The sequence below is a fragment of the Clostridium beijerinckii genome (genome assembly GCF_036699995.1).
Classification (GTDB): domain Bacteria; phylum Bacillota; class Clostridia; order Clostridiales; family Clostridiaceae; genus Clostridium; species Clostridium helianthi.
In genome coordinates this window covers 3,524,281-3,549,640 of record NZ_CP144906.1, presented here as the reverse complement: position 1 = coordinate 3,549,640, position 25,360 = coordinate 3,524,281, and the positions used below count along the sequence as shown (strand labels likewise).

General features: G+C 29.6%; 21 protein-coding genes and 1 pseudogene. 17 read left to right on the top strand and 5 right to left on the bottom strand.

Features of this window, described 5'->3' with window-relative positions:
- The first annotated feature begins 1,002 nt into the window (after positions 1–1,002).
- Positions 1,003–2,970: a class I tRNA ligase family protein gene (locus tag PZA12_RS16290; RefSeq protein WP_103698865.1), complete on the top strand. Its 1,968-nt coding sequence runs from the start codon at positions 1,003–1,005 to the stop codon at positions 2,968–2,970.
- Between the two features lie 182 nt (positions 2,971–3,152).
- Here the strand turns inward: PZA12_RS16290 and PZA12_RS16285 are convergent, their stop codons facing one another.
- A complete protein-coding gene (locus tag PZA12_RS16285) occupies positions 3,153–4,385 on the bottom strand; it encodes a PucR family transcriptional regulator (RefSeq protein ID WP_103698864.1) in 1,233 nt (410 codons plus the stop codon).
- A gap of 275 nt (positions 4,386–4,660) precedes the next feature.
- Here PZA12_RS16285 and PZA12_RS16280 point away from each other — a divergent pair, with 275 nt between their 5' ends.
- Both PZA12_RS16280 and PZA12_RS16275 read left to right on the top strand, forming a co-directional pair.
- Entirely contained in the window at positions 4,661–5,755 is a 1,095-nt protein-coding gene (locus PZA12_RS16280) for an amidohydrolase family protein (protein WP_103698863.1), read from the top strand.
- A gap of 43 nt (positions 5,756–5,798) precedes the next feature.
- Entirely contained in the window at positions 5,799–6,410 is a 612-nt protein-coding gene (locus PZA12_RS16275; protein ID WP_103698877.1) for a nuclear transport factor 2 family protein, read from the top strand.
- Positions 6,411–7,021: 611 nt separating this feature from the next.
- Here the strand turns inward: PZA12_RS16275 and PZA12_RS16270 are convergent.
- On the bottom strand, positions 7,022–7,915 hold the full coding sequence (locus PZA12_RS16270; RefSeq protein ID WP_103698862.1) for a LysR family transcriptional regulator: 894 nt from the start codon (positions 7,913–7,915) through the stop codon (positions 7,022–7,024).
- Positions 7,916–8,049: 134 nt separating this feature from the next.
- Between PZA12_RS16270 and PZA12_RS16265 the strand changes: the two genes are divergently transcribed.
- Positions 8,050–8,769 (top strand): SDR family NAD(P)-dependent oxidoreductase, encoded by a 720-nt coding sequence (locus tag PZA12_RS16265; RefSeq protein WP_103698861.1) that lies wholly within the window; start codon positions 8,050–8,052, stop codon positions 8,767–8,769.
- Between the two features lie 270 nt (positions 8,770–9,039).
- Here PZA12_RS16265 and PZA12_RS16260 read toward each other — a convergent pair whose 3' ends face one another.
- Positions 9,040–9,654, bottom strand: coding sequence for a LysE family transporter (locus PZA12_RS16260; RefSeq protein ID WP_103698860.1), 615 nt, complete (start codon positions 9,652–9,654; stop codon positions 9,040–9,042).
- 130 nt (positions 9,655–9,784) lie between these two features.
- On the opposite strand from PZA12_RS16260, the gene PZA12_RS16255 reads away from it, so the two are divergent.
- From PZA12_RS16255 to istB, 4 genes are all read left to right on the top strand, one after another.
- Positions 9,785–10,672 (top strand): LysR family transcriptional regulator, encoded by an 888-nt coding sequence (locus PZA12_RS16255; RefSeq protein ID WP_103698859.1) that lies wholly within the window; start codon positions 9,785–9,787, stop codon positions 10,670–10,672.
- A 130-nt stretch (positions 10,673–10,802) separates the two neighbouring features.
- The gene (locus PZA12_RS16250) at positions 10,803–11,492 is read left to right on the top strand and encodes an aspartate/glutamate racemase family protein (RefSeq protein ID WP_103698858.1); all 690 of its coding nucleotides are present in this window, start codon (positions 10,803–10,805) and stop codon (positions 11,490–11,492) included.
- 954 nt (positions 11,493–12,446) lie between these two features.
- Positions 12,447–13,742, top strand: a complete 1,296-nt coding sequence (gene istA / locus PZA12_RS16245) for an IS21 family transposase (RefSeq protein ID WP_103698857.1) — start codon at positions 12,447–12,449, stop codon at positions 13,740–13,742.
- Positions 13,735–14,487, top strand: coding sequence for an IS21-like element helper ATPase IstB (gene istB, locus PZA12_RS16240; RefSeq protein ID WP_078114545.1), 753 nt, complete (start codon positions 13,735–13,737; stop codon positions 14,485–14,487). Before istA ends, istB begins: the two co-directional genes overlap by 8 nt.
- A 20-nt stretch (positions 14,488–14,507) precedes the next feature.
- On the opposite strand, the gene PZA12_RS16235 is transcribed toward istB, so the two are convergent.
- Positions 14,508–15,032 carry a carotenoid biosynthesis protein gene (locus tag PZA12_RS16235; protein ID WP_242984865.1) on the bottom strand — a complete coding sequence of 175 codons (525 nt, stop codon included), beginning with the start codon at positions 15,030–15,032 and terminating at the stop codon, positions 14,508–14,510.
- Between the two features lie 412 nt (positions 15,033–15,444).
- Here PZA12_RS16235 and PZA12_RS16230 point away from each other — a divergent pair.
- Positions 15,445–15,938 (top strand): annotated as a pseudogene (locus PZA12_RS16230) (RNA-guided endonuclease TnpB family protein); the annotation flags it as partial.
- Positions 15,939–16,039: 101 nt separating this feature from the next.
- The gene (locus PZA12_RS16225) at positions 16,040–16,606 is read left to right on the top strand and encodes a TetR/AcrR family transcriptional regulator (protein WP_236887816.1); all 567 of its coding nucleotides are present in this window, start codon (positions 16,040–16,042) and stop codon (positions 16,604–16,606) included.
- A gap of 285 nt (positions 16,607–16,891) precedes the next feature.
- Here the strand turns inward: PZA12_RS16225 and PZA12_RS16220 are convergent, their stop codons facing one another.
- Positions 16,892–18,094, bottom strand: a complete 1,203-nt coding sequence (locus PZA12_RS16220) for an IS701 family transposase (RefSeq protein ID WP_103699421.1) — start codon at positions 18,092–18,094, stop codon at positions 16,892–16,894.
- A gap of 474 nt (positions 18,095–18,568) precedes the next feature.
- Here PZA12_RS16220 and PZA12_RS16215 point away from each other — a divergent pair, with 474 nt between their 5' ends.
- The 7 genes from PZA12_RS16215 (at position 18,569) to PZA12_RS16185 (ending at position 25,313) form a co-directional block, all read left to right on the top strand.
- The gene (locus PZA12_RS16215; protein ID WP_103698394.1) at positions 18,569–19,252 is read left to right on the top strand and encodes an accessory gene regulator ArgB-like protein; all 684 of its coding nucleotides are present in this window, start codon (positions 18,569–18,571) and stop codon (positions 19,250–19,252) included.
- Positions 19,253–19,445: 193 nt separating this feature from the next.
- Positions 19,446–19,913 (top strand): hypothetical protein, encoded by a 468-nt coding sequence (locus PZA12_RS16210; RefSeq protein ID WP_103698393.1) that lies wholly within the window; start codon positions 19,446–19,448, stop codon positions 19,911–19,913.
- A 32-nt stretch (positions 19,914–19,945) separates the two neighbouring features.
- Positions 19,946–20,092, top strand: a complete 147-nt coding sequence (locus PZA12_RS16205) for a cyclic lactone autoinducer peptide (RefSeq protein ID WP_103698392.1) — start codon at positions 19,946–19,948, stop codon at positions 20,090–20,092.
- A gap of 85 nt (positions 20,093–20,177) precedes the next feature.
- Entirely contained in the window at positions 20,178–22,010 is a 1,833-nt protein-coding gene (locus PZA12_RS16200) for a PAS domain-containing sensor histidine kinase (RefSeq protein WP_103698391.1), read from the top strand.
- 128 nt (positions 22,011–22,138) lie between these two features.
- Positions 22,139–22,495, top strand: coding sequence for a hypothetical protein (locus PZA12_RS16195; RefSeq protein WP_103698390.1), 357 nt, complete (start codon positions 22,139–22,141; stop codon positions 22,493–22,495).
- Positions 22,496–23,062: 567 nt separating this feature from the next.
- Complete coding sequence (locus tag PZA12_RS16190; RefSeq protein ID WP_103698389.1) at positions 23,063–24,472, top strand: RNA polymerase sigma factor; 1,410 nt, start codon at positions 23,063–23,065, stop codon at positions 24,470–24,472.
- Between the two features lie 91 nt (positions 24,473–24,563).
- Positions 24,564–25,313, top strand: a complete 750-nt coding sequence (locus PZA12_RS16185; protein ID WP_103698388.1) for a hypothetical protein — start codon at positions 24,564–24,566, stop codon at positions 25,311–25,313.
- The last annotated feature ends 47 nt before the right edge of the window (positions 25,314–25,360 follow it).

Sequence of the window (25,360 nt, the reverse complement as noted above, 5' to 3'; positions counted from 1 at the left end):
GATAAAACAATCGATAAAAGTACGTGGATTAGCATTATGATATTCTTGCTTAAGCAGTTGGTGATAAAGATATAACGATAACCAATGTCTAATGAATATATTTATTTATGCTAGTTTTTTTAGGTGCCTTTTAGGCTTATAATTATTCATATAACAAGATATTAATACAATTCAGAAAAACATACTAAAAACTAGTTAAAACCCAAATAATTAATAGCAAAACATACTCTTAACTAACAAGACCTTTAATAAGTTTATTAAAAATTATTGCACCACACATCCATATAATAAAAAGTTTTAGATATTTAATATATATTGCAAAAATAATTATTCATTAAAACTCTAAAAATATTGCAAGAGTTTTAGCCCTAATTGTGAAATGTGCATTGTGAATTGCAACATATATAGATAAAAAACTATTAAACAATATAATTGACACTTAATATCATAAGGTATATAATTGTACAAAAATAAAAGCTATGAAGAGAAGAGTAGTTATGAGGGAATACTCAGAGAGTTTCCATTTGGTGTGAGGAAATTATGAAATCATAATGAAACAAGTCTCGGAGCTGCATACGGATCTTATAAAGTTAAACTTTTTTAGGTGGAATTTTATTTTCGCTGAATTTAGTTTGAATTATCTTAGAGAGTGCAACCTATAACTCACATTTGAAGAAGATGTGATGTTACTGATGCCTAGCTATAAGATAAAAATTCATTATAAGTGATGCTATGACGTAAGTTCACGTTACAGAACCAGAGTATGATTTAACCTATAATTTTAGGGAGATGGTGTACTTGAAGAGCCTAAAATGGTGACATTTTAGGGAAAAGGGTGGTATCGCGAAATAGAAGTTTCGCCCCTGTAGAAATATTTTCTATAGGGGCTTTTTTGACGTTAAAATTGAGCATATAGAAAATTATAAGTTTAAAATATCATACATGTTTTATTTTTTGATTATCCCAAGTATTAAAGTTAGAAATTTAAGGAGTGAGAAGTTTATGATAAGTAAAAGAATAGAAAAAAACGAAAGACCAACATTTCCAAAGAAGGCTATAGTAACAGCTGGAATGCCTTATGGAAATAAGAATCTTCATTTTGGCCATGTTGGAGGAATGTTCATTCATGCAGATATATTTGCAAGATTTTTAAGAGACAGAATAGGGAGAGAAAATGTTATTTTTGTATCTGGTACAGATTGCTATGGTTCACCTATTCTTGAAAGCTACAGAAAGCTAAAGGAAAATGGATATGAAAACACTATGGAGGACTATGTTAAGGCAAATCATTTGAGTCAAAAGAAAACCTTAGAAGATTACAATATCAGTCTAAATATTTTTGGAGCTTCAGCCCTTGGAAGGACAGGAGAATTTCATAATGAAGTTTCAGAAGAAATATTTAATACTCTATTTAAAAATGGTTATATAAAAAAGATGTCAGCACTGCAATTTTATGATGAAGATAAGAAAATCTTTCTTAATGGAAGGCAAGTAATCGGAAAATGTCCAATAGCCGGATGTAACTCTGATAAAGCCTATGCAGAGGAATGTTCATTAGGACATCAATATATGGCATCTGAATTAATTAATCCTATTAGCACTTTATCAGGAAATAAACCAATATTAAAAAGTGTAGATAATTGGTATTTTACCTTAGATGAATCCATGGATATAATGAAGGAGCTTAATGAGTTTTTAAAGAAGAATACTAATAGACGAAAGTATGAAATTAACACTATAGATGAATTTTTAAAGAAGCCATTAATATATGTCCCAAGAAAATATATAAAAGATGTAAATGATCTAGAAGCTAAATTTCCAAGCCATGAAACTATAGATGAAGAGAAAAAATCTTCACTAGCGTTTATTTTCCAAACATTAGAGGATAGAGATAAGGCAAAGGAAATATTGGATAATTTAAATATAAACTATACTAGTGGTAAGACCTTGGTTCCTTTTAGATTATCAGGAAATATAGAGTGGGGAGTAAAAGTACCAGATAAAGAAGATTTAAAAAATTTAACATTCTGGGTGTGGCCAGAATCTTTATGGGCTCCAATTTCTTTTACAAAAGCATATTTGGAGTTAAGAGGTAAGAATCCTGAAGAATGGCGTAATTGGTGGGATGATGATGATTCAATGGTATATCAATTTATAGGGGAAGATAATATATATTTTTATTCAATTGCTGAAATGGCCATGTTTATTGGCTTAAAGGTGCCTAAAGGTGAAAATGTAGATGTTACTAAATTAAATTTACCACATATTGTTTCTAATAAACACATTTTATTTATGGATAAAAAAGCAAGCAGCAGTTCAGATATTAAGCCACCAATGGCAGATGAATTATTAAAATTTTATACAAAGGATCAATTACGCATGCATTTTATGAGTCTTGGATTATCTTCAAAAAGCGTTGGCTTTAAGCCACAAGTTTACATGAAGGAAGAAGAAAAAGTAGGAGCAGACCCAGTATTAAAAGAAGGAAACCTTTTAACAAATGTATTTAATAGACTTATTCGCTCATGTTTTTATACTTTGCAAAGTCTTAATGAAGATATTCCTAAAGAAGAGGTAAGTGAAAAAATTAAAGAATTAACAGAAAAAGCAGTATTAGAATATGAAAGACATATGTATAATCAAGATTTTCATAGAATAGCATATGTTCTTGACGATTATATAAGGGAAGTAAATAAACATTGGGCTAGTAATATTAAAAATGAGGAATTAAAAAGAAACGTAATAGCAGATTGTTTTTACGCTTGTAAAGTTATAGCAATACTAATACACCCTATAGCACCAGAAGGATGTGAAATGTTTAAAGATTATCTAAATATAGATGATGAACTATGGAATTGGGATAAAATATTTGAACCTATTACTTCTTATTTTGAAGATGCTGATAACCATAAGTTTAAATTTCTTGAACCTAAGGTAGATTTCTTTAAGAAAATGGAATATCAATATTGATGGAATAATGATGTACTTTTTGAAATTTATGTTATAATTAATCTGATTCCGATATTGTTTCATTAGAGTATGTTGGAACAATATCGGATTAGATCTATGTTATAAATAATAAGTCTTAGGAAAAGTGCTAATCTTTGCTGGATGGAGCACTTTTTTCTTTGATTATATCTTCAATATTATGATCAGGGTGTTTCTACTTTTATCTCTAATAGTCTAATAGATAAAAAAATTTTGCATATTTCGTCACCATGTTCTAAGCTTATACCAGTCATATCTTTTATTTTGTTGATACGGTAGAATAAAGTATTTCGATGAATATTTAATATTTTTGCAGCTTCTCCTGGAGAAGAAGAATAAAAGATATACTGCTTCAATGTTTCTAGAAAATCTGTTCCATTCTCTTTATCATAAAGCATAAGCATTGCGACAGCCGGATGGCAAAAATCCATCTGATCATATTTATTTGAAATCAATTCATAGATAATATGCAAGGTACAATCTTCAAAAAAAGAGCAATGCATGTTTCTTTTTAATCCTATCTCCATTGCTTTAACAGCATTCAAATAGTGTTTTTTTGAACCACTCAAAAGAGTGTATTTTTGGCTGATTCCAGCATATAGATTATTTTTGCTCAAGAAGTCATTAAATTCGCTATTTTGAGAGTTAAAAAGTTTATCAAATAACAATTGATCAAGAAAAGCTACAATTCCAGGAGCGTGAACAATACACTGTCCAACAGGAATATAAGATTTCAAGGTTCTAAAAATGGCAGAAATCTGACTGTCAAAAGTTTCTTGTCTGTTACTTCCAATAACCATAATGTAAAGATGTTCTGTCCTAGCCCATTTCAAATAGTGTTGTTTATTTTTTATAATAGACTCATCAATCTGCTTTCCTTCTATAAGGTCAGCTAATAAGTAATTTGGGAGATTATTGTTATCCAAATTTAAAAGAATGTTCTTTTGTAATTGAGCACATATAAGTGGGCTAACTTTGTCTATTAGCATGAAATCAATATCTTGAAAGGGAATGCTGTTTTCGTAAACAACAAATTTACCAATCTCTATGGTGTCAATTTTTATAGAAGATATTAGGTTTCGTTTTGAAGTGTTCTCTTTTTCGATATTATCATCTGTTTTATCTGAACATATTTGTGATAAAGTGTCTTCTGTTAGGTAAAGATTTTTATTTTCACCTTGAACAAATTGAAAAACATTTTCTGCATCATAAGAACCTGCCAAGAGCTTTCCGCTTGTATCAATTAATATCAATGGTCTTGCAAACTTTTCCCTTGCCTTATCTATAAGATATTGAAGTCCTTTGTTAGAACAAAATCCATCAAAAAGATCTTGCATGTAAAGTGCAAGCTTTATATCTATTTCGTTTAGATCATTTATATCGAAGTTTTTTTTCATGGAAACCTCCTAATATTTTAATTGTGCTTTAGCACAATTTATAGCTTTAATACGAGATAAAATTCAAATTTGAGTACATTGTATGGGCTCTTACATTATATTATAATCAGAAATGTAAGGCAAGACAGCTATCTGAAGTGTATTGTGCTTGAGCATAATGAGTTAATGAAAAATACTGAAAATTATACTGCAGGTGATTATCCAGTATTAATAAAAAGGTTAAATTTAATAGTGTTAGCCTTAAAAATATTGCTATTTTATAGGAGGTACTAAAAATGTCTACTACTCTAATAAAAAATATAAAAATTTTCAATGGTATTGAGTGTATAGATGAGGATAAAGTGGTAATCGAAAACGGATATATTACTGATAAAACAGATGGAGATATTGAAATTGATGGAAATGGATGCACTTTGCTTCCAGGGCTCATAGATGCCCACATTCATTTATATCAAATTAAGAACCTAGAGGAAGCCTCAAGATATGGTGTTACAACTATGATGGATATGGGGACACGTTCGCCGGAAGTAGTTCATAGACTGAAAAACTTACCTGGTTTACCTGATATAAGAAGCAGTTATAGTCCAGGTTTCGCTCAAGGAAGCCAAGTCCCAGCTAAAATGAATTACCCTGATTCTGCTTTTGTAACAAGTGCAGATGATGCGGAGCGTTTTGTTAACGAACAGATATCATATGGTGCAGATTACATTAAAGTTATTATAGAAGGCCAAGGTGTAAGTGTTAAAGATACATTATTTCCACCGGAAATTCTTACTGCCATTGTGGCAAAGGCTCACATTTATGATAAAAAAGTCATTGCACATGTAACTTCTTCTAATGCTTTTAAAGCTGCAATAGAAGGAGGAGTGGATGTGGTAACACATATTCCCTTTGCTGAACCTTTAACAGAAGAGGTTATTCAGTTGATGAAAAAAAACGGCACTGTGTCAGTTCCTACTATGGTAACAATGAAAGGAATTGTTGAATCAATTAAAAAGTTTAATCCCAACGCGCCATTGAATTATGATTATGTTAAGGAAGCAGTTGCAAGAATTTATAAAGCTGATGTGACAATTATAGCTGGAAGTGATTCTAACACTGACGACCCAACAACTCCATATTCTGCACCCTATGGGGTTTCACTTATTAATGAACTTGGACTAATGGTTGATGCTGGTTTTACTCCTATTCAAGCATTACAAAGTGCAACAAGTATGCCAGCAAAGTATTTTGGCATGAATGATAGAGGAATTATTAAGACTGGCTATAGAGCAGATCTTCTTTTGATAGAAGGTGATCCGACTGTAAATATTAATGACATAAAAAACATTAAACAGGTTTGGATTGGTGGAGAAGAGATTATTAAATAATCCTTTATAGATGATAATTATTATAAGAAATGAGGGAACTGATATGTTATTTGAGAAGTTAGAAACTTCTACAGTAAATGTAATGTTAGACAAATTTGCAGTAAGGGAATTAATTGAGTTTGAAAGATTCTGCCGTGACAATGCTCTTTGGGATCAAATGCACGAATGTTATACTAAGGATTCCACCGTCACTGTTTCATGGTATAAAGGAGATGGACATGGTTTTGTTAATGCATCTAGTAAGATGAAGACTGTAGCTCCTCACAAACTTAATAATACTTTGGTGTGGTTAAATGATGGAAAGGCAGCAGCGGTATGCATGGCCTCTATACAGACAAGGAAAGAAATAAATGGTGTTAAAATGGACCTTACTTCATATGTTAGGCTTGTATATACAATAGTAAAAGAAGACTCACACTGGAAGATTGCTTCAATGGAAGCAATCTATGAGAAAGATTGCTTAATCCCTGCTTCACCTGAAGATATGAAACCTAATCCTAACTCTCGTGACAGTTATGCAAATTTATCTAAAGTAATTGGCAGTGATGGATATGAAATAGATCAAGATCTTGCAGGAGATGATAGACCAGAGTTAAGAGAAGCACTACTTGCAAGAGTTGAAAATTGGTTGGTTAACTCAAGCACTAAAATGTAAATTATGCACATATGCAATATAGAAAAGTCTCCTTTATGTCCGTTACGGTGAACCGTATCATAAATAACGGGATTTTCTTTGAAATGATAGAAAATGTATATATTATTCTATTGAAAACTCTTACCTTAGAAATATGGTAAGAGCATTTTTATTTTCAAGGAGCTTCAAGAAATTATTCAAGATATATTACAGAAACTAGACAATAAATATGGGCGATACAGAAATAAATATGAAGATGGGTGAGGGGATATCATAGTCGTAGAAAAAGAGAAAGAACTTGAAGAAAAAAAGTATAAGAATTACATTGATTCTCAGGTGTTATTGCTGAATATGTTGATAAGATGGTATGTAGTAATGGGGGAACTTATACAAATCCCTTGATAATTTGTAGTAATGATTTTGCTATCTCGCTAATAATTCAAGTAGAACTAACACCACAAAATTTAAAAGATTATGTGATTGGACAAGAAGCCTTAATTACCAGTAAAACAGTGATTAAGGCTTTTTCTATTGTAAAAAATATGTAAGATTACTATGCTAAGAAAAAATGCTTTAAGACACTAAAATATCGGAACTATCAGCAATACATTAGAAGGCAGTATTGTTTAAAATTAATGATTAGTTTGCATTTCTTTTATTATTTCTAAAAACTCAATCACATCCTTGGATGGATTTAAGGGGTAGAACAAGCCATAAGGTATAGTGAAATCCAAATCGCTAGGGATGGTCACTAAGGAGGGATGAATATCTGACCAGGCATCTAATGTTAAGAGGATAAGGTTATTTTGCCCGCAGCGATTGAATACATCAATATCATAAAGACGAGGAACACTTTTAATATGAATTTCAGGATGGTTCTTTATGAAAAATTCACTGATTTCATCAATGGATGCACTAGTTCCACCTTTCATTACAACCAACTTTTCTCCATACAAATCTGTTATAGAAAGTTTTTTCTTAGAAGCAAGCCGATGTTTGCGAGATACAGCAAAGCAAAAACGGTAAGTTCCTAGCTTAAGTGTATGAGAATAATCATTCCAATTTTCTGTTAGGAATGGTCCTACTATGAAATCAAAATGTTTGCCAATGTTACGATAAGTGTTTGGTAATGTATATGCATCATCCTCAAAAGGGACGATTTTTATTTCGAACTGGGGATGTTGATTACTGATTTCATTCCAAAGATCCAGTAAAACCTTACAGGGATTAAGTATAGAGGTCCCAACCCGAATAATATGCTTATCTACATGCGTTGTATTACGTGTACGCAGTAGTGCTTCTTGAAAATACTGCAAAATAAATTCCGCATCCTTATTGAAGGATTTTCCTGCATCAGTCAGTTCAACACCATGGTTTGTGCGGATGAAAAGAGGTACACCCACTTTCTTCTCAAGGGAATTAATCTGTTTCATCACAGCCGTTGGGGAAACAAATAGTTTTTCAGCAGCCTTGGAAAAGCTACCAGACTCTGCTACCTGAATAAAAGCATTCAATTGTTCATTCATTTAAAGAATCTCCTTTTTGCATAAACTTTTAGTTAATACCATGCTAACCTATTTGAACTTCCGAATCAAGCGATTATACATTAATATTAGAACCATACTAAAGAAACACAAGTTAAAAAAAGGAGATGCTTACTATGAAAACAGCATTAGTTACTGGTGCCAACAAAGGAATAGGTTTTGAAATTTCTAAAAAATTATTAAAAGAAGGATATCACGTTTTAGTTGGTGCTCGAGATGAAGGCCGTGGCAAGAATGCAATAACAGAACTTGCTAAGTATGGTCCTGTTGATTTAATAAAAATAGATTATTCAAATAGTGAAAGTATAAAAGAGGCAGTACAGCGAGTTTCAAATGAATATAAAAAGCTTAATTTATTGGTTAATAATGCAGGCATATCTGGACCACTTATTAAACGCCCTAGCTGGGAATTTACAAAAGAAGAGCTTTTAGAAACTTATACAGTAGATTTTCTTGGTCCATTTGAGCTGTCGAAAGGATTATTACCCATTCTTATAGAGAACCATGGCAAAATAGTCAATGTTTCAATTCCAATTGAACCAATGCCATTTCCTAATATGAACCCTTTTGCATACCTAACTGGAAAAGCACCACTTAATATAATGACAAAGTCTTGGGGAATTAGCATTGATGAGAGTGCTCTTCCGGTACAGATATTTGCAGTGATGCCCGGTGCCGTTTCAACTGATTTGAATAATCATACAACAGGAAAGGGTGTAAAAATGCCTGAAGAAGCTGCAGAATGGATTGTAGGTTTAGCTTTGGATGAAAAAAATCACAATGGTCAAGTTATCAATTTTGAAGGTAAGCTAGCTGACTATAAAAATTTAGTATAGTTTACTTTGTCAATAAAAAAGACACTGGCGAATGGACTTGTTATTTATTTGATTGTGCCTAAATATAATAAGAGAGTAAGGAAAATGGAGTATCACTTATTAATGGATACAGTGAATCATAATTCCTTCTCTTATTTTCTCTTCATTAATATTTGTGTAGTTCAGGCGTAAGGTATTTTTATGACCACCATTTGGGAAAAATGCTTCGCCTGAAATAAAAGCTATACCATTTTTCAATGCACATTTTAATAATTCAAAGGGGTACCCCGTCTAGACATCAGATAAATGAATTAGAAGTTTAAAATCGGGAACTGATAATGCACAATATATTAGGAGAGATGCCATAACAATATTAAATAACTTTCTATGACGGCTAAGAATTTTTTGAAATAATGCACCAAAAAGAGTCCAGCAGGACATCGATATAAATCCTACTAATGAGAGGAATATAGCAAATAAGCATAATATTATGCTCGATTTATAGTAGGGGATTATAAAAATTGAAGTTACCGTTATACCATAAAGTATTGTTTTAGGATTCATGAATTGCATAAGCATTCCAGATTTAAATGTGTTGATGCTGTAATCATTAATTGCATTTGGGTTAGAATTACTTTTGAGTATCTTGATAGCTAAATATATTATGTATGCCGAACTAAATACTTCCATAGACAACTTTATGTTGGGAAGAAGTTTAAATAAAAATAGGTTAAGATAACCACACAATAACATAATCAAAGCCATACCAGTTGTAGCACCTAGAACAAATTTAAATGTTTTTTTATATCCAAAGTTAGTACCATTTGTCATAGACATAATATTATTTGGACCAGGCGTAAAAGTTGAAACAAGAACATAAGATAAAAGTGCAGATAAATTGAACATAGCTTACCTCCTTAATGATTAAATTTGAAAAGATAGTAACAATATGATATCATGCTACTAATAATTAGTGAAATCAATAGTTTAAATTGTAACAATCAAAATAAATGATTGATTTTTGGGGGATATAGAAATGGAATTTCGTCAATTAAATGCATTTATTACCGTAGCTAAACTGAGTAATTTTACCAAAGCAGCATTTGAGCTAGGATATTCGCAATCTGCTATCACTGCTCAGATACAACTGTTGGAAAAAGAATTAGGTGTTAATTTGTTTGAAAGATTAGGGAAAAGTATATCTTTGACTTCAGAAGGGGAAAAGTTTCATGTTTATGCTAAGCAAATAATTAAACTTTGTGATGAAGCAAAAAGCACTTTAATTACATCAGATGTAGTAAAGGGAACTTTGACAATAGGGGCTAATGAATCACTTTGTGCTGTAAGGCTGCCTCCTATATTAAAGGAATTTCATGAGCGTTATCCGGAGATTGAAATTATTCTAAAAATGGAAGGCAATAACAAATGTAAAACATTGATAAGAGAAAATCAGATTGATGTTGCTTTTATCATTGGTCAGAAAATCAATGATTCTGAGTTAATTACAGAATTGGAATTTCCTGAACCTTTAGTTTTATTAGCAACCCCAGGACATCCACTCACTTTCAAGAAATATGTTTATCCTGAAGATATTGCTGACTGTAACATAGTTGTTGCAGAAAAAGGCTGCGGTTACCGAAATCTTTTTGAACAAAGTCTCAATGATGCTGGGATAACTCCGAAATCAATAATGGAAATGGGCAGTATCCAATCAATCAAACAATTGACAATGAGCGGACTTGGAATAACGTTGCTTCCCAAGATTGCTGCTCAGGAGGAGCTGAAACGAAAGGAATTAATAGAACTTAATTGGTGGGAAGATTCTTTTTATTTGGCTACGCAAATGGTATATCATAGGGATAAATGGGTTTCAAGGGCATTAAGAGCTTTTATAGATCTGAGTAAAGAAACGATGAAGAGTTAATATAAGGTTTCAAATTCAAATAACAAAAATTAAATAAATTAACCATTGCATATTATGCTACAATAGTATTATATTGTTAGAATATAAGTAGCTTAATAATATATATTAAAGATTGGGGCGATAAGTAAAAATGAAAACAATTGGTTTAATTGGAGGAATGAGTTGGGAAAGCACAGTCACATATTATCAAGTTCTAAATAATGTTATTAAAGAGAAACTTGGGGGATTACATTCTGCTAAATGCTTATTATACAGTCTTGACTTTCATGAAATAGAGAAATGTCAATCAACTGGAGAGTGGGAAGCAAGTGCACAGATTTTATCAGAAGCAGCTCTTACTTTAGAAAAAGCAGGTGCGGACTTTATAGTTATATGTACTAATACTATGCATAAAGTGGCTGACAAAGTTCAGGAAGCTATCAGCATTCCTATATTACATATTGCAGAAGTAACAGCACAAGTATTAAAGGCAGAAAATATTACAAAAATCGCTTTATTAGGGACAAAGTATACTATGGAGCAAGATTTTTATAAATCCAAGTTGATTGAAGATGGGATTAGAGTATTGATTCCAGATAAAGAAGATATAGAAACTGTAAATAAAATTATTTACAATGAATTATGTGTAGGCATTATATCCAAACATTCCAAAGAGGTTTATTTAAATATTATAGATAAGTTAACTAATAAAGGAGCACAAGGAGTAATATTGGGATGCACAGAAATAGGTTTGTTAGTTCAACAAAGAGATACCAAAACACCATTATTTGATACAACATTAATTCATGCAGAAAAAGCGGCGTTATTTTCGATAGAGTAGATGTATATAACTTACAACTGTTACTGTGAACTGTACTATAAATAAATGAGGTTTTTTAAAAATGTTATCAAAAATGTCAAGAATGCTAAAAACATTATTGAATTGTTTCCAGTAATGTGACACGTGGAGACGATAATTTTGATGACGAATAGTGGTTCTAAGGGCAAGTGAAACAGGTAAGCCACAATATGTAGTGGTTTTAAAGTGGAAAATGAGAAAAAATCGGGACTGAAAAATGCGTTTTTCGGCCCGATTTTTTTGCCCTGTTTATAGATGACATCCGAGATTTTCATTGGTTGCTAATTAATGGCTCAATGGAATAAGACGGTGTAAAATTCTATTGTGCAAATATTTATCTAACCTGCTAGGGCACTTCATTTCTTGAGAATAACTTTTTTACTCAAAATATGAATTCCACTCCAGCATAGCAATAATAACACCTGTGCAAGGACAACAAGCCATAGTATATTCATATATCCACCAATAATACAAAATAAAGTATTAACTAGAGGAAAACCTAGGAATGTAAACATGATAGGAAAATCTTTTTTGTAATCCATAGAACTAATGACCTTACGATCCCAGAACTTGATGAAAGCTAACACTAAAACTCCCACTGAAATTACAGAAAGAGAGATCAACATTACCCATTGCATATTAGAAGCTCTGGAGAAAAATGGTCCCATATAATTAAAAAAGTTGGATATAGGTGAAACTAAACAGGCTAGAGAAAGAATTGCAGCCAAAAACGGATATATGTATCCAATTAGATTACTATAGTTTTTCTTTTTATGCCACCATTCACCTAGTAATATGAATACAGTCCAGTACCCACCTATGTAAATCCATCCTGTAATATAAATGATAAGATAAGAATGTAAGGAAATGATCATTTAAGAATGTACAAATTAGTTTTTATAAATTATAATTACCCAATATTTATTGGGGGTAATTATGATTATACAAACAAACATTTATTCAGAAATTAAAATAAATAAGGTAGAAGATCTTCATAAATTAAAGCCACTTATGGAGGTAAACAATTTGAAAGTAAATAAAAGCCAAATAGCTAGAGAACTTGGAGTTGATCCTCGAACCGTAGGCAAATATATAAATGGATATGTCAAACCTACCACTAGAAAATGCAAATCTAAAATAGAAGCTTTTGAGCCTATTATAAAAGAGCTTCTTAGCAAAGATTCAATTCAAGTATTTTATTATAAACGTATTTTATGGCAATATCTAAAAGATAATCATGGACTAGATTGCGCACAATCTTCGTTTAGAAGATACATTTCTAATCACTCAGAATTTAATGAGTACTTTAATAATAGGAAAAAAGGACATATATCAAATGCTTCGCCTATGCGATATGAAACGGAGAAAGGGCAACAAGCACAATTGGATTGGAAAGAAAATATAGAATTTGTTTTGACTACAGGTGAAATTATTAATATAAATATTTTTGTGGTAATCCTTTCATACTCAAGGTTTAGAGTATATAAATTATCGATTGATAAAACGCAAGATATACTACTATCTTTTTTAGATGAGTCATTCGAAACTTTTGGAGGTGTGCCAAAAGAATTACTAACAGATAACATGAAAACAGTTATGGATAACCCTCGAACTACTTATTCTAAGGGAAAAGTAAACAATAAATTTCAACAATTTGCAGATGACTATGGATTTAAGGTCCGTCCCTGCATAGCAGGAAGACCGAATACAAAAGCAAAAGTTGAGGCTCCTATGAAACTATTAGACGAAATAAGGGCCTATAATGGAACCTTAGATTATGAAGGTCTGCATAAGCTTGTTTCGGATTTAAACAATAGAATTAATAGTACATGCCATACATCAACTGGTAAAATACCCATATTGCATTTAGAAAAAGAAAAAGATTTCTTATCAGAACTGCCTAAAGTACAGATAAGAAATCACCACAAAATAATCACCACAAATGTTAAAGTAAATCGCCAAAGTATGATTTCATATAAATCAAACCAATATTCTGTACCACCAGAATATATAGGTAAAAAACTAAAACTTCAAGTTTATGATGATCAACTACATGTGTATTATAGCACAAAGTTAGTTACTATTCATAGAATAAAAAATCAGAAGTTAAATTATCATGCTGATCATTATGCTGAAATCAGTGGTTTAACATTTAATAAAAATTCATATGAAATGATAGAAGTAGCCAGAAATAATTTGAAAATGATAGGAGAAATATATCAAAATGAATAGTACATATACACAACTCATAAATAATTTAGAATATTTGAAGATGAAGCAAATGATTACTCATTTGGACGAAGTTATTGATTTTACAACAAAAAACAATCTATCTTTTGTTGATGCTTTAATTAAGCTTACAGCTCACGAGATCGACTGTAAAGAAGCCAATATGATTAAATCAATGGTTAAGGTTGGGGCTTTTCCACATCAAAAGGAAATTAAAGATTTTGACTTTAATTTTCAACCTGGAATTAATAAAGATCAAATATTGGATTTTTTAACACTGCGTTTTTTAGAATCACAAGAAAATATTGTATTTTTAGGTTCTAGCGGAGTTGGGAAAACACATCTTGCGACATCTATAGGAATCGCGGCTGCGAAGCGCCGGTACAGTACATATTTCATTAAGTGTAATGATTTGCTGCAGCAGCTAAAACGAGCAAATTTAGAGAATAGGTTAGATGCTAGACTTAAGCATTTTAGTAAGTATAAACTTCTTATTATTGATGAATTGGGATATTTACCTATAGATAAAGAAGATTCGAAACTGTTTTTCCAATTAATTGATATGAGGTATGAGAAAAAAAGCACTATCTTAACTACCAACATAAATTTTAACTCTTGGGATGATATTTTTTATGATCCTGTTATAGCTAGTGCTATCTTAGATAGAATTTTACATCACGCCCATGTTGTTACAATCAATGGAAAATCATATAGACTAAAAGATCATTTTAAACAAGAAGAAGATTAAAAAACCACATTCTTAAATGATCAAAAAGTTACATTTCTAGCTTGACATTTATATGTAAAATTCATGACAGGTTCACCATATATTAAAGGTTCACCAGGAAGAGGAATAAAGCTCCACCTTCCAATAACTCCTTCCGCTGTATGAAAAATCTGTTTAATGGCCACCGGATCCATGGAAAAGTCAAAAATCATAGCCATGAGTCCAACAATAAATGGTTTACTCCATGATGGTATATTGACCATCTTTAAAACACGCAACGTTGAGTAAACTATAAGAAACTCGATAATTGGAACAGTTATTGGTATATTGAATATCATTAGGATACTGTGCCCATATGAGTAAAAACCTTCTTTCCCCATAACTCCCATAGTTGCCGCAACATTTTCAAAGGCTGAGGCGTAGAAAAAAACAAAACATATGAATTGAATTAATACAATCTTTGGACGTTCTTCGTTTTTAATTATATAGAAGACCATTAATGCGGCGATGATTAGAACTAAAATATCTTGAATAATCCACACAGGTACTATAGTTATATTTCCCATTGTGTTACCTCCATTTAAAATTATAATTTATTTGAACGTTCAAATATGTTAGATGTTAAATATATTATAAGTACACAGTGCTACTTAATCAACAGGCAGTTCGATAACATTACGTTCGATATCTTACAAATCAGATAAGTGTTGTTCGTTCACTGAATTATTTAGGGAAGGTAAATAAATAGCAAATAAAGCTTTAGAAAACATTAAAAAGAACAACTCAATCATTTTTTTTGGTTAAGGCAAGAAAATATTTTTGGGATTTGAAATTATAGAAAATCTATGTAGTAAATGTGGAATTATTACTGAGATTATGGCTAATACTTAAAATGAAGAAGATTAAGAAGTATAGGGATTCTATACGAAAACTTAACTTATATATGAATAAGTTAATAGTTGAAGTAGAAGCCCTATGGATGGTTGTGAAGCTTTCAAAAGATTTTTTAAAGGACTAACAGATAGACCAAGGTTAAAAAGCAGAAGAAGGTCTAAAACATCATTCTATAATGACAATATAAAACTAAAAGTCAAAGCCAATATGGTTTTAATTTAAAAAGTGGGGGGATTAGAACAGCCGAACAAATACCAATTGGTGTTAAGTATACGAATCCAAGAGTAAGTTTTTATAGTAAGTATTGGTATTTATCTGTAGGCGTAGAAAAAGAACCACTAGTAATGGAATTAACCACTGAATCAATATGCATAGATGTTAGAATTAAAGACCTAGCTATATGTACTAATGGAATGACTTTTAGAAATATAAATAAAACACGATTAGTTAATAAATTAGAAAAAAGATTACGTAGGTTGCAGCGCAAAATATCAAGAAAATATGAGTTAAATAAAGAAGGGAGGAAGTTTGTCAAAACTAGCAACATTATAAAACTTGAAAAGCAGATTAGATTACTTCAATGAAAGTAGTATATTCTTTTAGAATCACAAAATAAAACACATTAAACAGGGAATTAAACAAGTTTTATAAAGTTTTATAAGGTTTTGGCAACGGTATTATGGCATACGAAAAAGCAGACCGCCGGGTGAAATATACAAAAATGATTATAAAAAACAGTTTACTGGAACTTATGAAAGAGCGTCCTATCAGCAAAGTTACAGTGACAGATATATGCAAAAAAGCAGATATCAATCGCAATACTTTTTATTCACATTATGCGAATCAGTTTGAACTTCTTTCAAATATTGAAGGTGAGTTATATGAAGAAATCAGGCAGGTTGCGGAACGTACTTTGAACCTTGAAACTTATGAAAAACTATCATATGAAATTTGTAAGTATATAAAAGCAAATAGCAATATATGTGGAGTATTATTTTCAGAGAACGGGGATAAAGAATTATTGAAACGTATTATTTATATCAGCCACGAATTAAATATTGAGAAATGGAAGAAGGAAGAAAAATATATTGATCAAAAACTATTTGATAATTGGTACACATTTACCGCATATGGCACTATAGCAGTAATAGAAAAGTGGGTCAATAGTGGGATGAAGGAAAGTCCAAGTAAAATTGCTGCTTTTATTAATAAAGCGACAGAAGCAGTATCGAAAGATTTTTATTGATACTCCCTAGAACTATCTGTATCAATAGCTACTCAAAGTTTAGCTGATATATATGTTGCAATTCACAATTACAGCTAAAATTCTTGTAATATTTCTAGAATTATGATGAAGGATTATTTTTGCAATATATATATTATATTATTTAATTTGTTAATTGATGATGATAACCGATAAATTGTACAGTAACGAAAGAACAAAAGGGCGTTTGCTTGGATCTATAAACTTTATACTATAATAGTGCAGTTTTTCTTGAATAATTTTACAGTTGAATAAAAAAACAGATTCTTAAGCTATTTTTAATGACTCAAAAATTTTTTCTATCGGCGTACCGCTTGCGGCAGCTTTGTAAATATATATTACTTTGGACTTTTCTAAATTTTTTTTAGCAGCTTTATATCCAGTATTAAAGTGAAGAGAATCAATACAGTATATTTTGCAATAAGTATAATTTACTAACATTATAATTAGATATCTATTAATGCTTTTTCCACTTCTTACTTGATATCCATCTAGTCCTAAGTACGTTTTGCAATCTCTAAAAAATGGTTCGATTGCCCATCGGTCGGTATATTGAGTTAAAATATCTAACGGTGCTAATGATTTCTCTAAGGAAATAAAAGTTTTCAATGCGCCATCTTTTTGGAAAGCATCTTTAGGATAACTTAAAACAATAGAAACATTCTTTCTATCTTTTAAGTTGCCAACATAATTGTAAATGTAGTATTGCTTGTCTTTGACGGTGACGAGGTCAAAGTCTTCAATCTTTAATAATGTAGCAAACTTATGAAGTTTTATTCCTAGTCTTTCATGGCCATACGGAAAAATGACCCTATTAGTTTTTAAAGCACCAATATAGCTATAGCCGGCTTTTTCAGAAGCATTAAAAATATCCTTACAACTATACCAACTATCTGCTAACACATAGCCTTTATTTTCAGGCTTTGGAAGTGTTGTAATTAATTTTTGAGTTAATTCTATTTTACTCATATATTCTTTATCATAGATATCAATTGAGTATGGTAGCACTAATCCGTCACACGATAGTAAAGAAACTACTATTTGATGACCATATACATTCTTACCTTTTAAATGAGAATTATGAAACGAACACTTTTCAATTGGATTTTTAGCCTTTGACGAGGGCTTTGTCTTTTCAGAAATAGTGTCATCAATAATAAAGTATATTGGCTGTTTGGATTCTCTTGATTTAGCCCAAATAAGTTCTATGATATATGCTTTTAATGCTCTTTCTAAAAGTTTTTCATTCCAATTACTATTTGAAAAAAATCTAGTAATACTAGTTCGATGTTTCGAAGGAACAAGCTCCGCTATGTCGGAAATTTTACCGTTATAACCTTTTGATATCATAGCATTCATTATATTTTCTAAATGCCTTAATTGAGGCTTAGTTAAGTAAAAATCAAAATTTAGTTGTTTTAAAAAATTGTATATTGATAGCTCATCTGATATAATTGTGTTCTGAAACATTTATGTATAGCTCCTTGCTGTCATTGTTGTGTGGTAACTCAATTATAACAAGGATTTATCATAGATGTTTTTTTATTTTATTCAGTTGTAAAATTATTCAAGTGTTTTTGCACTATTATAGCTTTATACATATTTATCCAATAAATTTCCGTTTATTCCAATATTTTGACGTTTTGTTCCATTTCTATTTACATTATTATAAAAATGTGCTTATTATAAGATATATAAACAAAATATGTAAATTAATTTGATAAGGCTTAAAGTTGTAAAAAGGTAAAATGGTAATTAATATAGAAAGCCAATTTGATTTTTCTGCTCTATTATTATCTATATTAATTTAGTAAGCAATATGTTGTTTGTCTATATACTAAGTGGCATAAAGAAACTTGCATAATTTTAATCATTGTTATTATGTTTGTTTTATTATGCATAATAATCATGAAATAATTATTAAAAATAAAGGGATGAGCGAAAATGTCTCTAGCTGAAAAAATAGCAACTAAAATTGGTAATAATGCAAAGTTATTTTTGAATGTTAATGAAGAACAAGAACAGATAATCGTATATGGAGCAATAAATTTGTTTCAAATGCTATTTGCTATCTTATGGGTCATAATTGCTGGGTTACTTTTTGGAGTGTTTTATGAAGCTTTAATATTTTCTATTACTTCCAGTATTCTTAGAAAATATTCAGGCGGTGTACATGCATCCTCATCAAGTCGATGTGTTATAATAGGAACATTTTCAGCAGTATTAGCTGGAATTTTAATTAATAATATATTTTACAGCATAAATAGTATTACTGTAGCAGTAATAAGCGGTGGTATTATAATATTTGCATTTATAACAGTTTTTAGAAATGCACCTGTAGATAGTATTAAGAAGCCTATTAAAAATATTGAAACTAGAAAGCAATTTAAGAGGAAATCTATTTTTGCTATATTTATTTTTTTATTTATAATAATAATTTTATTCATGCTCAACGAAAAATTTTCAGAATTGTATTACATAAAATTAATAGAAAGTATTAGTGTTGGAGTCTTATGGCAGACTATTACTCTTACTAAAAATGGAATAAACTTTTTAAACAAAGTTGACTCCGCCGTAAAATACATAATTGAGGGAATGGGAACATACGTGGAACCAAAGACAAAGTAATTTTAAAAATAGGATAAACAAAACAATCATTTTATAGTAGAAATATGATTGTTAAAATATACATGAAAATAAGCCTGTGGAAGATGACAATGCAAAAAGGAGAAAATGTAAAAAATAATTTAAAATAGTGATTAATATAGAAAATACTTTAACTTTTAAATATATAAAATATTAAAGAAAAGAGAGGAATGTAATGTTTAGACTTACTTGCGTAGATTTCTTTTTTAGACTTATTCCAGAAACATTTATTTTGATGTGGGGGATACACATATTTTCTAGAAAAACTATTGATATGTTTAAATACATACTTTCAAGTTTAGTATTAGCTATATTGTGTTTTATTATAAGATGTTTACCTATATACTATGGAGTAAATACAGATATTTGTATAATGCTAACTATAATTATTGTTATGTTTATTATTGATATACCGTTAATAAAAAATCTGCTAGGAACTTTTTTATTATATTTTATGCTTTCTTTAAGTGAGACTATGAACATGTTATTACTAAGTGGCTTAAATGTAGATACAGATATTTCTGTTTTACAGCCAATGACAAGATTACTATATGGGATTCCAAGCTTAATTATATTTATAATGTCAATCATAACTTTGAAATTTGTACTAAAAAATAAGAAAGTCATTCCAAATTATCTTTAATATAAATATAGAATGCAGAGGAGATGAAATTAATGAATAATATTTTTAGAACTTTGTTAATTAAATTTACATCAAATATTTGTGAAAGAATGGCACTTAGAGTTTCTGCGTCAGCATGTGGTTGGGGATTATATCAACCAGAAGAACCGAAATGTTTAAGAGATATTAATAATAATTAATATCAATGTTAAAAGTAGAAATTGTCATAAATTCAAGTGACAATTTTTACTTTTAATAATTATTTATTGAAAGGAATATAGCCATATGGATACTTATACAAGTAAACACAATAACAAATTAAAAATAATGATGTGTTTTATTAAAATTGCAATTATAGTATTTAGTAGCATAATAATACATATGAATTTGCCAGAGTATTGGTCAAGCTTATATATACACGAAAATACTCAATTTAATATATATATGTCAATTTTTTCTTCGCTTTTTATTGGAATAAATTTCATTTTGTGTTTAATAATTACTGGTATAGTCTTACAAAAAAGAATTATATTAAAAAATTCATGGTTAATAGATAACATTATTTTTATATTTATTATATCCATACCTATATATTTATCCAAAGCATATCAAAGTGAATGCAAATATTTATTTCTGTTATTAATAATATATTCAATTATTCAATATGGTTCTAAATGTGGAATAGTAACATCACTTTTTTCTTGTGGTGTTATTCTTGGAGCAGATTTATTATATGCTCCCTTAGAGAATGGAGTTAATGTATATTTTCAAAAAGATTTAATAATGTGTGGTGTGTTTATTCTTGTTGCGTGGATTTTGGGATATTATGTTAATATTGAAGCTGAAAATAATAAAAAGAAAGATGAAACTCTTAATACATTAAGCAATGAAAAAAAAGAGATGGAATCTCTATTATTAAATAATAAAATTTGTTATGATATGTTATTTGAAAATTCATTAAACTCAATTATTGTACATACAAATGGAGAAGTTATATATGCTAATGCAAGTGCAACTAAATTATTAGGTTTAAAGGGAGAGAACTTTTATAATCATTATTTATCGGAAGTTAACAAAGATATTAAAAAAAAATATTCGAGAATTAGCCATAATAAGCTTGTAAAGATTACAAGTGAGGAGAGCATATTAAATTGTGATGGTGAATTCATTCCGGTGATTAATACATCATCTTTTTTTACTTATAAAGGGAAACCATCAGTTTTGACATTTTTAAGAGATATAACATCTGAAAAGAAAGTTGAATCGCTACAAGAAGATATAGAAAAAAATCTAAAGTTACTTAATGAGTCAAGAGAATTTAACAATCTTATAATGGACTTTTTTACTAATATGTCTCACGAGCTTAAGACACCTGTTAATGTAATTTATTCAGCAGTTCAAACTGTAAATATTTATTTTTACAATTATAATTTGGAAAACATAGAAAAATGTAAATCATACTTTAAAACAATGAAACAAAATTGTTTAAGACTGATTAGAATAATAAATAATTTCTTAGATGTAACTAAGTTAAATTCTGATTCTGGATTTATTAGAATGAAAAAAAGAAATGGCAATATTGTAAATATTATCGAAGAGATCACTCAATCTGTGGCATCTTATGTCAATGATAAAGATATAACACTTATATTTGATACAAACGTTGAGGAAAAGATCATGGGATTTGACCATGATATGATGGAGCGTATAATGCTTAATTTAATATCGAATGCTCTTAAATATAGTCATTCTAAGGGAAATATATATGTTGAGTTTATAGATAAACAAACAAGTGTTAACGTTAAAGTAAGGGATGAAGGGGATGGTATTCCAAAGGACAAACTTAATTTTATATTTGAACGTTTTGGTAAAGTGGATAACACTCTTTCAAGAAAATGTGAGGGAACTGGAATAGGATTATATCTTGTTAAATCTTTTGTTGAAATGCATGGTGGGAAAATAAGTGTTTCAAGTGTTGAAGGACAAGGTAGTGAATTTATAATAGAATTACCAGTAGAATTGATTAAAAATGAAGAAGAGGAAGATAAAATTCTATTTAAAACTAATATAGAAAAAATACAAATAGAATTTTCAGATATATACTCTCTACAGAGTTAAAAAGATAGATGTTAGTTTAAATTGGATATAAGCTGTGAAGATAAATAGTAATCATAGAAACCGCCTTGTAAGAAAAAGGCTAATATTGATAATTACTTGAAATAGAATTAATTTGGAAGGAATAAGTAATGGGCAAAAAAGTACAAACTAAAAGAATTGTTGAAATTCCAATTGATACACTAAAAGATACTCTGTCATATGGAATTAATGAAAAAAATAAATTCGAAATCATAAAATGTGTTACTGAGTATAATGGCTATGGTTTTATAATTAAAGGCAAAATGAGTATGAAGTCATGGGGAGAAGATATTATTTTGACTCTAGAAAGTGTTAATGAATATACAACAAAAGTAACTATTAAATCAGAGTGTAGATTACAAACACAAATATTTAATTGGAATGTAAATCAAAAAAATATTGATGAGCTGTTTTCTATGATGAAACCTTGTATAAAAAAAGAAAATATATCTAATGAAAACAACTAATCATTTACAGAGAAATATAAGTAGAAAGGAATTTCCTAAAAATAAAAGTTAATTAAGAATATAGGCTAAAGATACAGATAAATAGTGATTTATCAGAGAGTTGAAGTGCCCCCAAATGTTAGATATATGATACACTCATATTTAATATTTGGAGGGCACTTTATAATGTTTATTATCTTTTTCTTAAGCTACGTTATGAGAATCATCATTAGAACTATCAGTATCAATAGCTACTCCAAGTTTAGCTGATATTATAGTATTTAACCTATTAATTGATGAGGATAAGTTATCTGTGAGTATCCAGCGAACGAATGTGAGTCGAGTTTCCTTATAACTATACTTCTCCAAAATTTAATATTTTCTGAAAGCTTATCATATGAGTCAAAAAGAATTATCTACAATAAAATAATTAGTCAGGCTAAAGAGAAGTAAAAATAAATGAGATAAGTTATATATATCAATTAATATAATTTATACAATTAATAAAATATGTACCACTAGTGAAATATATATAGTAAAATGTAATAAATTATGTAAAATACCATAATTAATGGGGGAAATATATCTATGAACAATAATGAATTGGCACATTATGCTGAAAAACTTAGGGAAGGGGATATTAGTGCATTTGAAATTATTTATAATGAAACTAATAAACAAGTATATAACTTACTTTACAGTTACACCAAAAATGAACATACAAGTTTTGATTTAATGCAGGAAACATACTTGACTGTAAATAGCAAAATAGGAACTATAAAAGATCCATATGCTATTAAAAGTTGGATAAATAGGATAGCAATTAATAAAGCGAACAGATACTTTGAAAAGAATAAGAAAGAAATTTTATTATCAGAAGAAGGAAAAGACTTGTTTGAAACTCAATTTGAGGAAGATGAAGAATTCTTACCGCAAGAAATTTTAGATAGCAAAGAAAAGCAAAAAATAATAAAAGATATAATTGATAATTTGCCCATAGAACAAAAAACAGCAGTGTATTTATACTATTTTGATGAATTATCATTATCAGAAGTAGCAGAAGATATGGAATGTTCAGAAGGAACAGTTAAAAGCAGATTAAATTATGCACGAAAGAAGATTAAAGCAGAAGTAGATACCTGGGAGAAAAAAGGAACCAAATTATACGGAACAGGAGTACCAGTATTATTATTACTTCTCCAAAATCAGCTAGGAATTGAACAAATTTCTTTAGACAAAGCTAATATACTACTGAAAGATATAGTTAATGGTATAAGTGGAAGTTCTGTAATTGGCACTGTACATCAAATTTCTAATGCAAGTTTATCAAGCAAAATCAGTGGGACAGCAAAAGTGACTAAAAAAGTTTTTGGAATTAAATCAGCTATAGCAGGGGTTAGTGCAACAGTTGCAATAGCAGGTGTAATATATGCAAATACAAAACCTGAACCAATAGATAAAAGGGAACATTTTTATATTACATATAGCGAATTAAAAATGGAGGATGGGGTTAGTTCAGTAGATATTCTTGATGGTGACATAGCGATAGCAAATAATCTTCCTGACTATAGCTGTGTAGAAATAATAAGAACAGATTATGATGAAACTGAAGGCGAAGATATTAAAGCAAATGTTGGAAATGGACAAGAAGATATTAAAATAACTGATGTGAATGGAAAACAAGGCAATATAAAATTAGAAAAGATGGATGAATGTCTTTCAATACATACTGAATCTAAAGAAGGAGATAAATTTATTGCATCAAAAGTTTTTACAGACGGAACTATTGCTAAAGTTAGCGGATATGATGAAAATATTGTTGGAATTATTAATGAACCAGATAAAAAGCAAATAGAAATTAATCCATTGAAGGAAGGAAATACAACAGTAGAGATAATAGATAATAGTGGATTAAAAGGGGAATTAAATCTAGAAATTACCACAATAGGCAATAATGGAAAACTTTATGTACACCGTCGTATTAAAAAATGCAAATAAAATATTAAAATAATAAAACCAAATAGTAAGTTCAAGTATCTAAATAATGAAAACAAAAATATAAAAACAATTATCAAGGGGGAAATAATCAATGAAAAACGTAAAATTAACAAAAATAATAGCAAGTTCATTAATAGCAGTTTCGGTATTAGCATTAAATCCAATAGGAGCAAGTGCAGAGTGGAGGAAAGATAATACTGGTTGGTGGTATTCAGAAGGAGATGATTCTTGGGCTATAGGTTGGAGAAATATAGATGGAAAATACTATAATTTTGATTATAGTGGCTATATGCAAGCTAATACTATAGTTGATGGTAATACATTAGATGCTAGTGGAGCAGTAATTAAAACTGGTACAGGAACATTATCAAGGGAAGATTTTAATTTTGAAGGAACTGATACAACTAATTCATTAAAAGGATATAAAAATATAATTGACTGGTTTTATGCTAATGATTACGTAAAAGGCTGGGGATGTTATTTAAGTCAAAAAGATTCTGAGTATGGGAAAGATAAAAGTCAAACAAGCAAAGGAATTAAAATTGGTAGTTCATTAAGTGAAGTATTGGCTGCTTATGGAAATACAGAAATTAAAAATGTAACAAGCGGTGATATGCTTTACATGTATGCGGATTGGAAGTCAAATCCTGAGAAAAAATGTGTAACATATTCATATTATGAAGGAATAACAAGATTTAATATCAGATTTTATTTTGATTCTGCTGATAAGTTGGTTGTTATAGCGTATACGGTAAATGAAAGTACTTTTCCACAAGGAATAGATATGGCTCAGCAATTAACTAATCAATATAGAGCTAAAATAAAAACTCTATCTAAGTAAATTTAGATACACTAATTAATGTAAGTATTTTTATTTGGTAATTTATT

Bases quoted from the DNA above. Each gene is read 5' to 3' on its own strand.
- PZA12_RS16265 (WP_103698861.1), top strand. From the start codon at position 8,050: ATGAAAACAGCATTAGTTACTGGTGCCAACAAAGGAATAGGTTTTGAA.
- PZA12_RS16210 (WP_103698393.1), top strand. From the start codon at position 19,446: ATGTTTAGACTTACTTGCGTAGATTTCTTTTTTAGACTTATTCCAGAA.
- istA (WP_103698857.1), top strand. From the start codon at position 12,447: ATGATTATACAAACAAACATTTATTCAGAAATTAAAATAAATAAGGTA.
- PZA12_RS16205 (WP_103698392.1), top strand. From the start codon at position 19,946: ATGAATAATATTTTTAGAACTTTGTTAATTAAATTTACATCAAATATT.
- istB (WP_078114545.1), top strand. From the start codon at position 13,735: ATGAATAGTACATATACACAACTCATAAATAATTTAGAATATTTGAAG.
- PZA12_RS16250 (WP_103698858.1), top strand. From the start codon at position 10,803: ATGAAAACAATTGGTTTAATTGGAGGAATGAGTTGGGAAAGCACAGTC.
- PZA12_RS16235 (WP_242984865.1), bottom strand. From the start codon at position 15,032: ATGGGAAATATAACTATAGTACCTGTGTGGATTATTCAAGATATTTTA.
- PZA12_RS16190 (WP_103698389.1), top strand. From the start codon at position 23,063: ATGAACAATAATGAATTGGCACATTATGCTGAAAAACTTAGGGAAGGG.
- PZA12_RS16225 (WP_236887816.1), top strand. From the start codon at position 16,040: ATGGCATACGAAAAAGCAGACCGCCGGGTGAAATATACAAAAATGATT.
- PZA12_RS16290 (WP_103698865.1), top strand. From the start codon at position 1,003: ATGATAAGTAAAAGAATAGAAAAAAACGAAAGACCAACATTTCCAAAG.
- PZA12_RS16275 (WP_103698877.1), top strand. From the start codon at position 5,799: ATGTTATTTGAGAAGTTAGAAACTTCTACAGTAAATGTAATGTTAGAC.
- PZA12_RS16255 (WP_103698859.1), top strand. From the start codon at position 9,785: ATGGAATTTCGTCAATTAAATGCATTTATTACCGTAGCTAAACTGAGT.
- PZA12_RS16195 (WP_103698390.1), top strand. From the start codon at position 22,139: ATGGGCAAAAAAGTACAAACTAAAAGAATTGTTGAAATTCCAATTGAT.
- PZA12_RS16260 (WP_103698860.1), bottom strand. From the start codon at position 9,654: ATGTTCAATTTATCTGCACTTTTATCTTATGTTCTTGTTTCAACTTTT.
- PZA12_RS16220 (WP_103699421.1), bottom strand. From the start codon at position 18,094: ATGTTTCAGAACACAATTATATCAGATGAGCTATCAATATACAATTTT.
- PZA12_RS16185 (WP_103698388.1), top strand. From the start codon at position 24,564: ATGAAAAACGTAAAATTAACAAAAATAATAGCAAGTTCATTAATAGCA.
- PZA12_RS16200 (WP_103698391.1), top strand. From the start codon at position 20,178: ATGGATACTTATACAAGTAAACACAATAACAAATTAAAAATAATGATG.
- PZA12_RS16215 (WP_103698394.1), top strand. From the start codon at position 18,569: ATGTCTCTAGCTGAAAAAATAGCAACTAAAATTGGTAATAATGCAAAG.
- PZA12_RS16280 (WP_103698863.1), top strand. From the start codon at position 4,661: ATGTCTACTACTCTAATAAAAAATATAAAAATTTTCAATGGTATTGAG.
- PZA12_RS16285 (WP_103698864.1), bottom strand. From the start codon at position 4,385: ATGAAAAAAAACTTCGATATAAATGATCTAAACGAAATAGATATAAAG.
- PZA12_RS16270 (WP_103698862.1), bottom strand. From the start codon at position 7,915: ATGAATGAACAATTGAATGCTTTTATTCAGGTAGCAGAGTCTGGTAGC.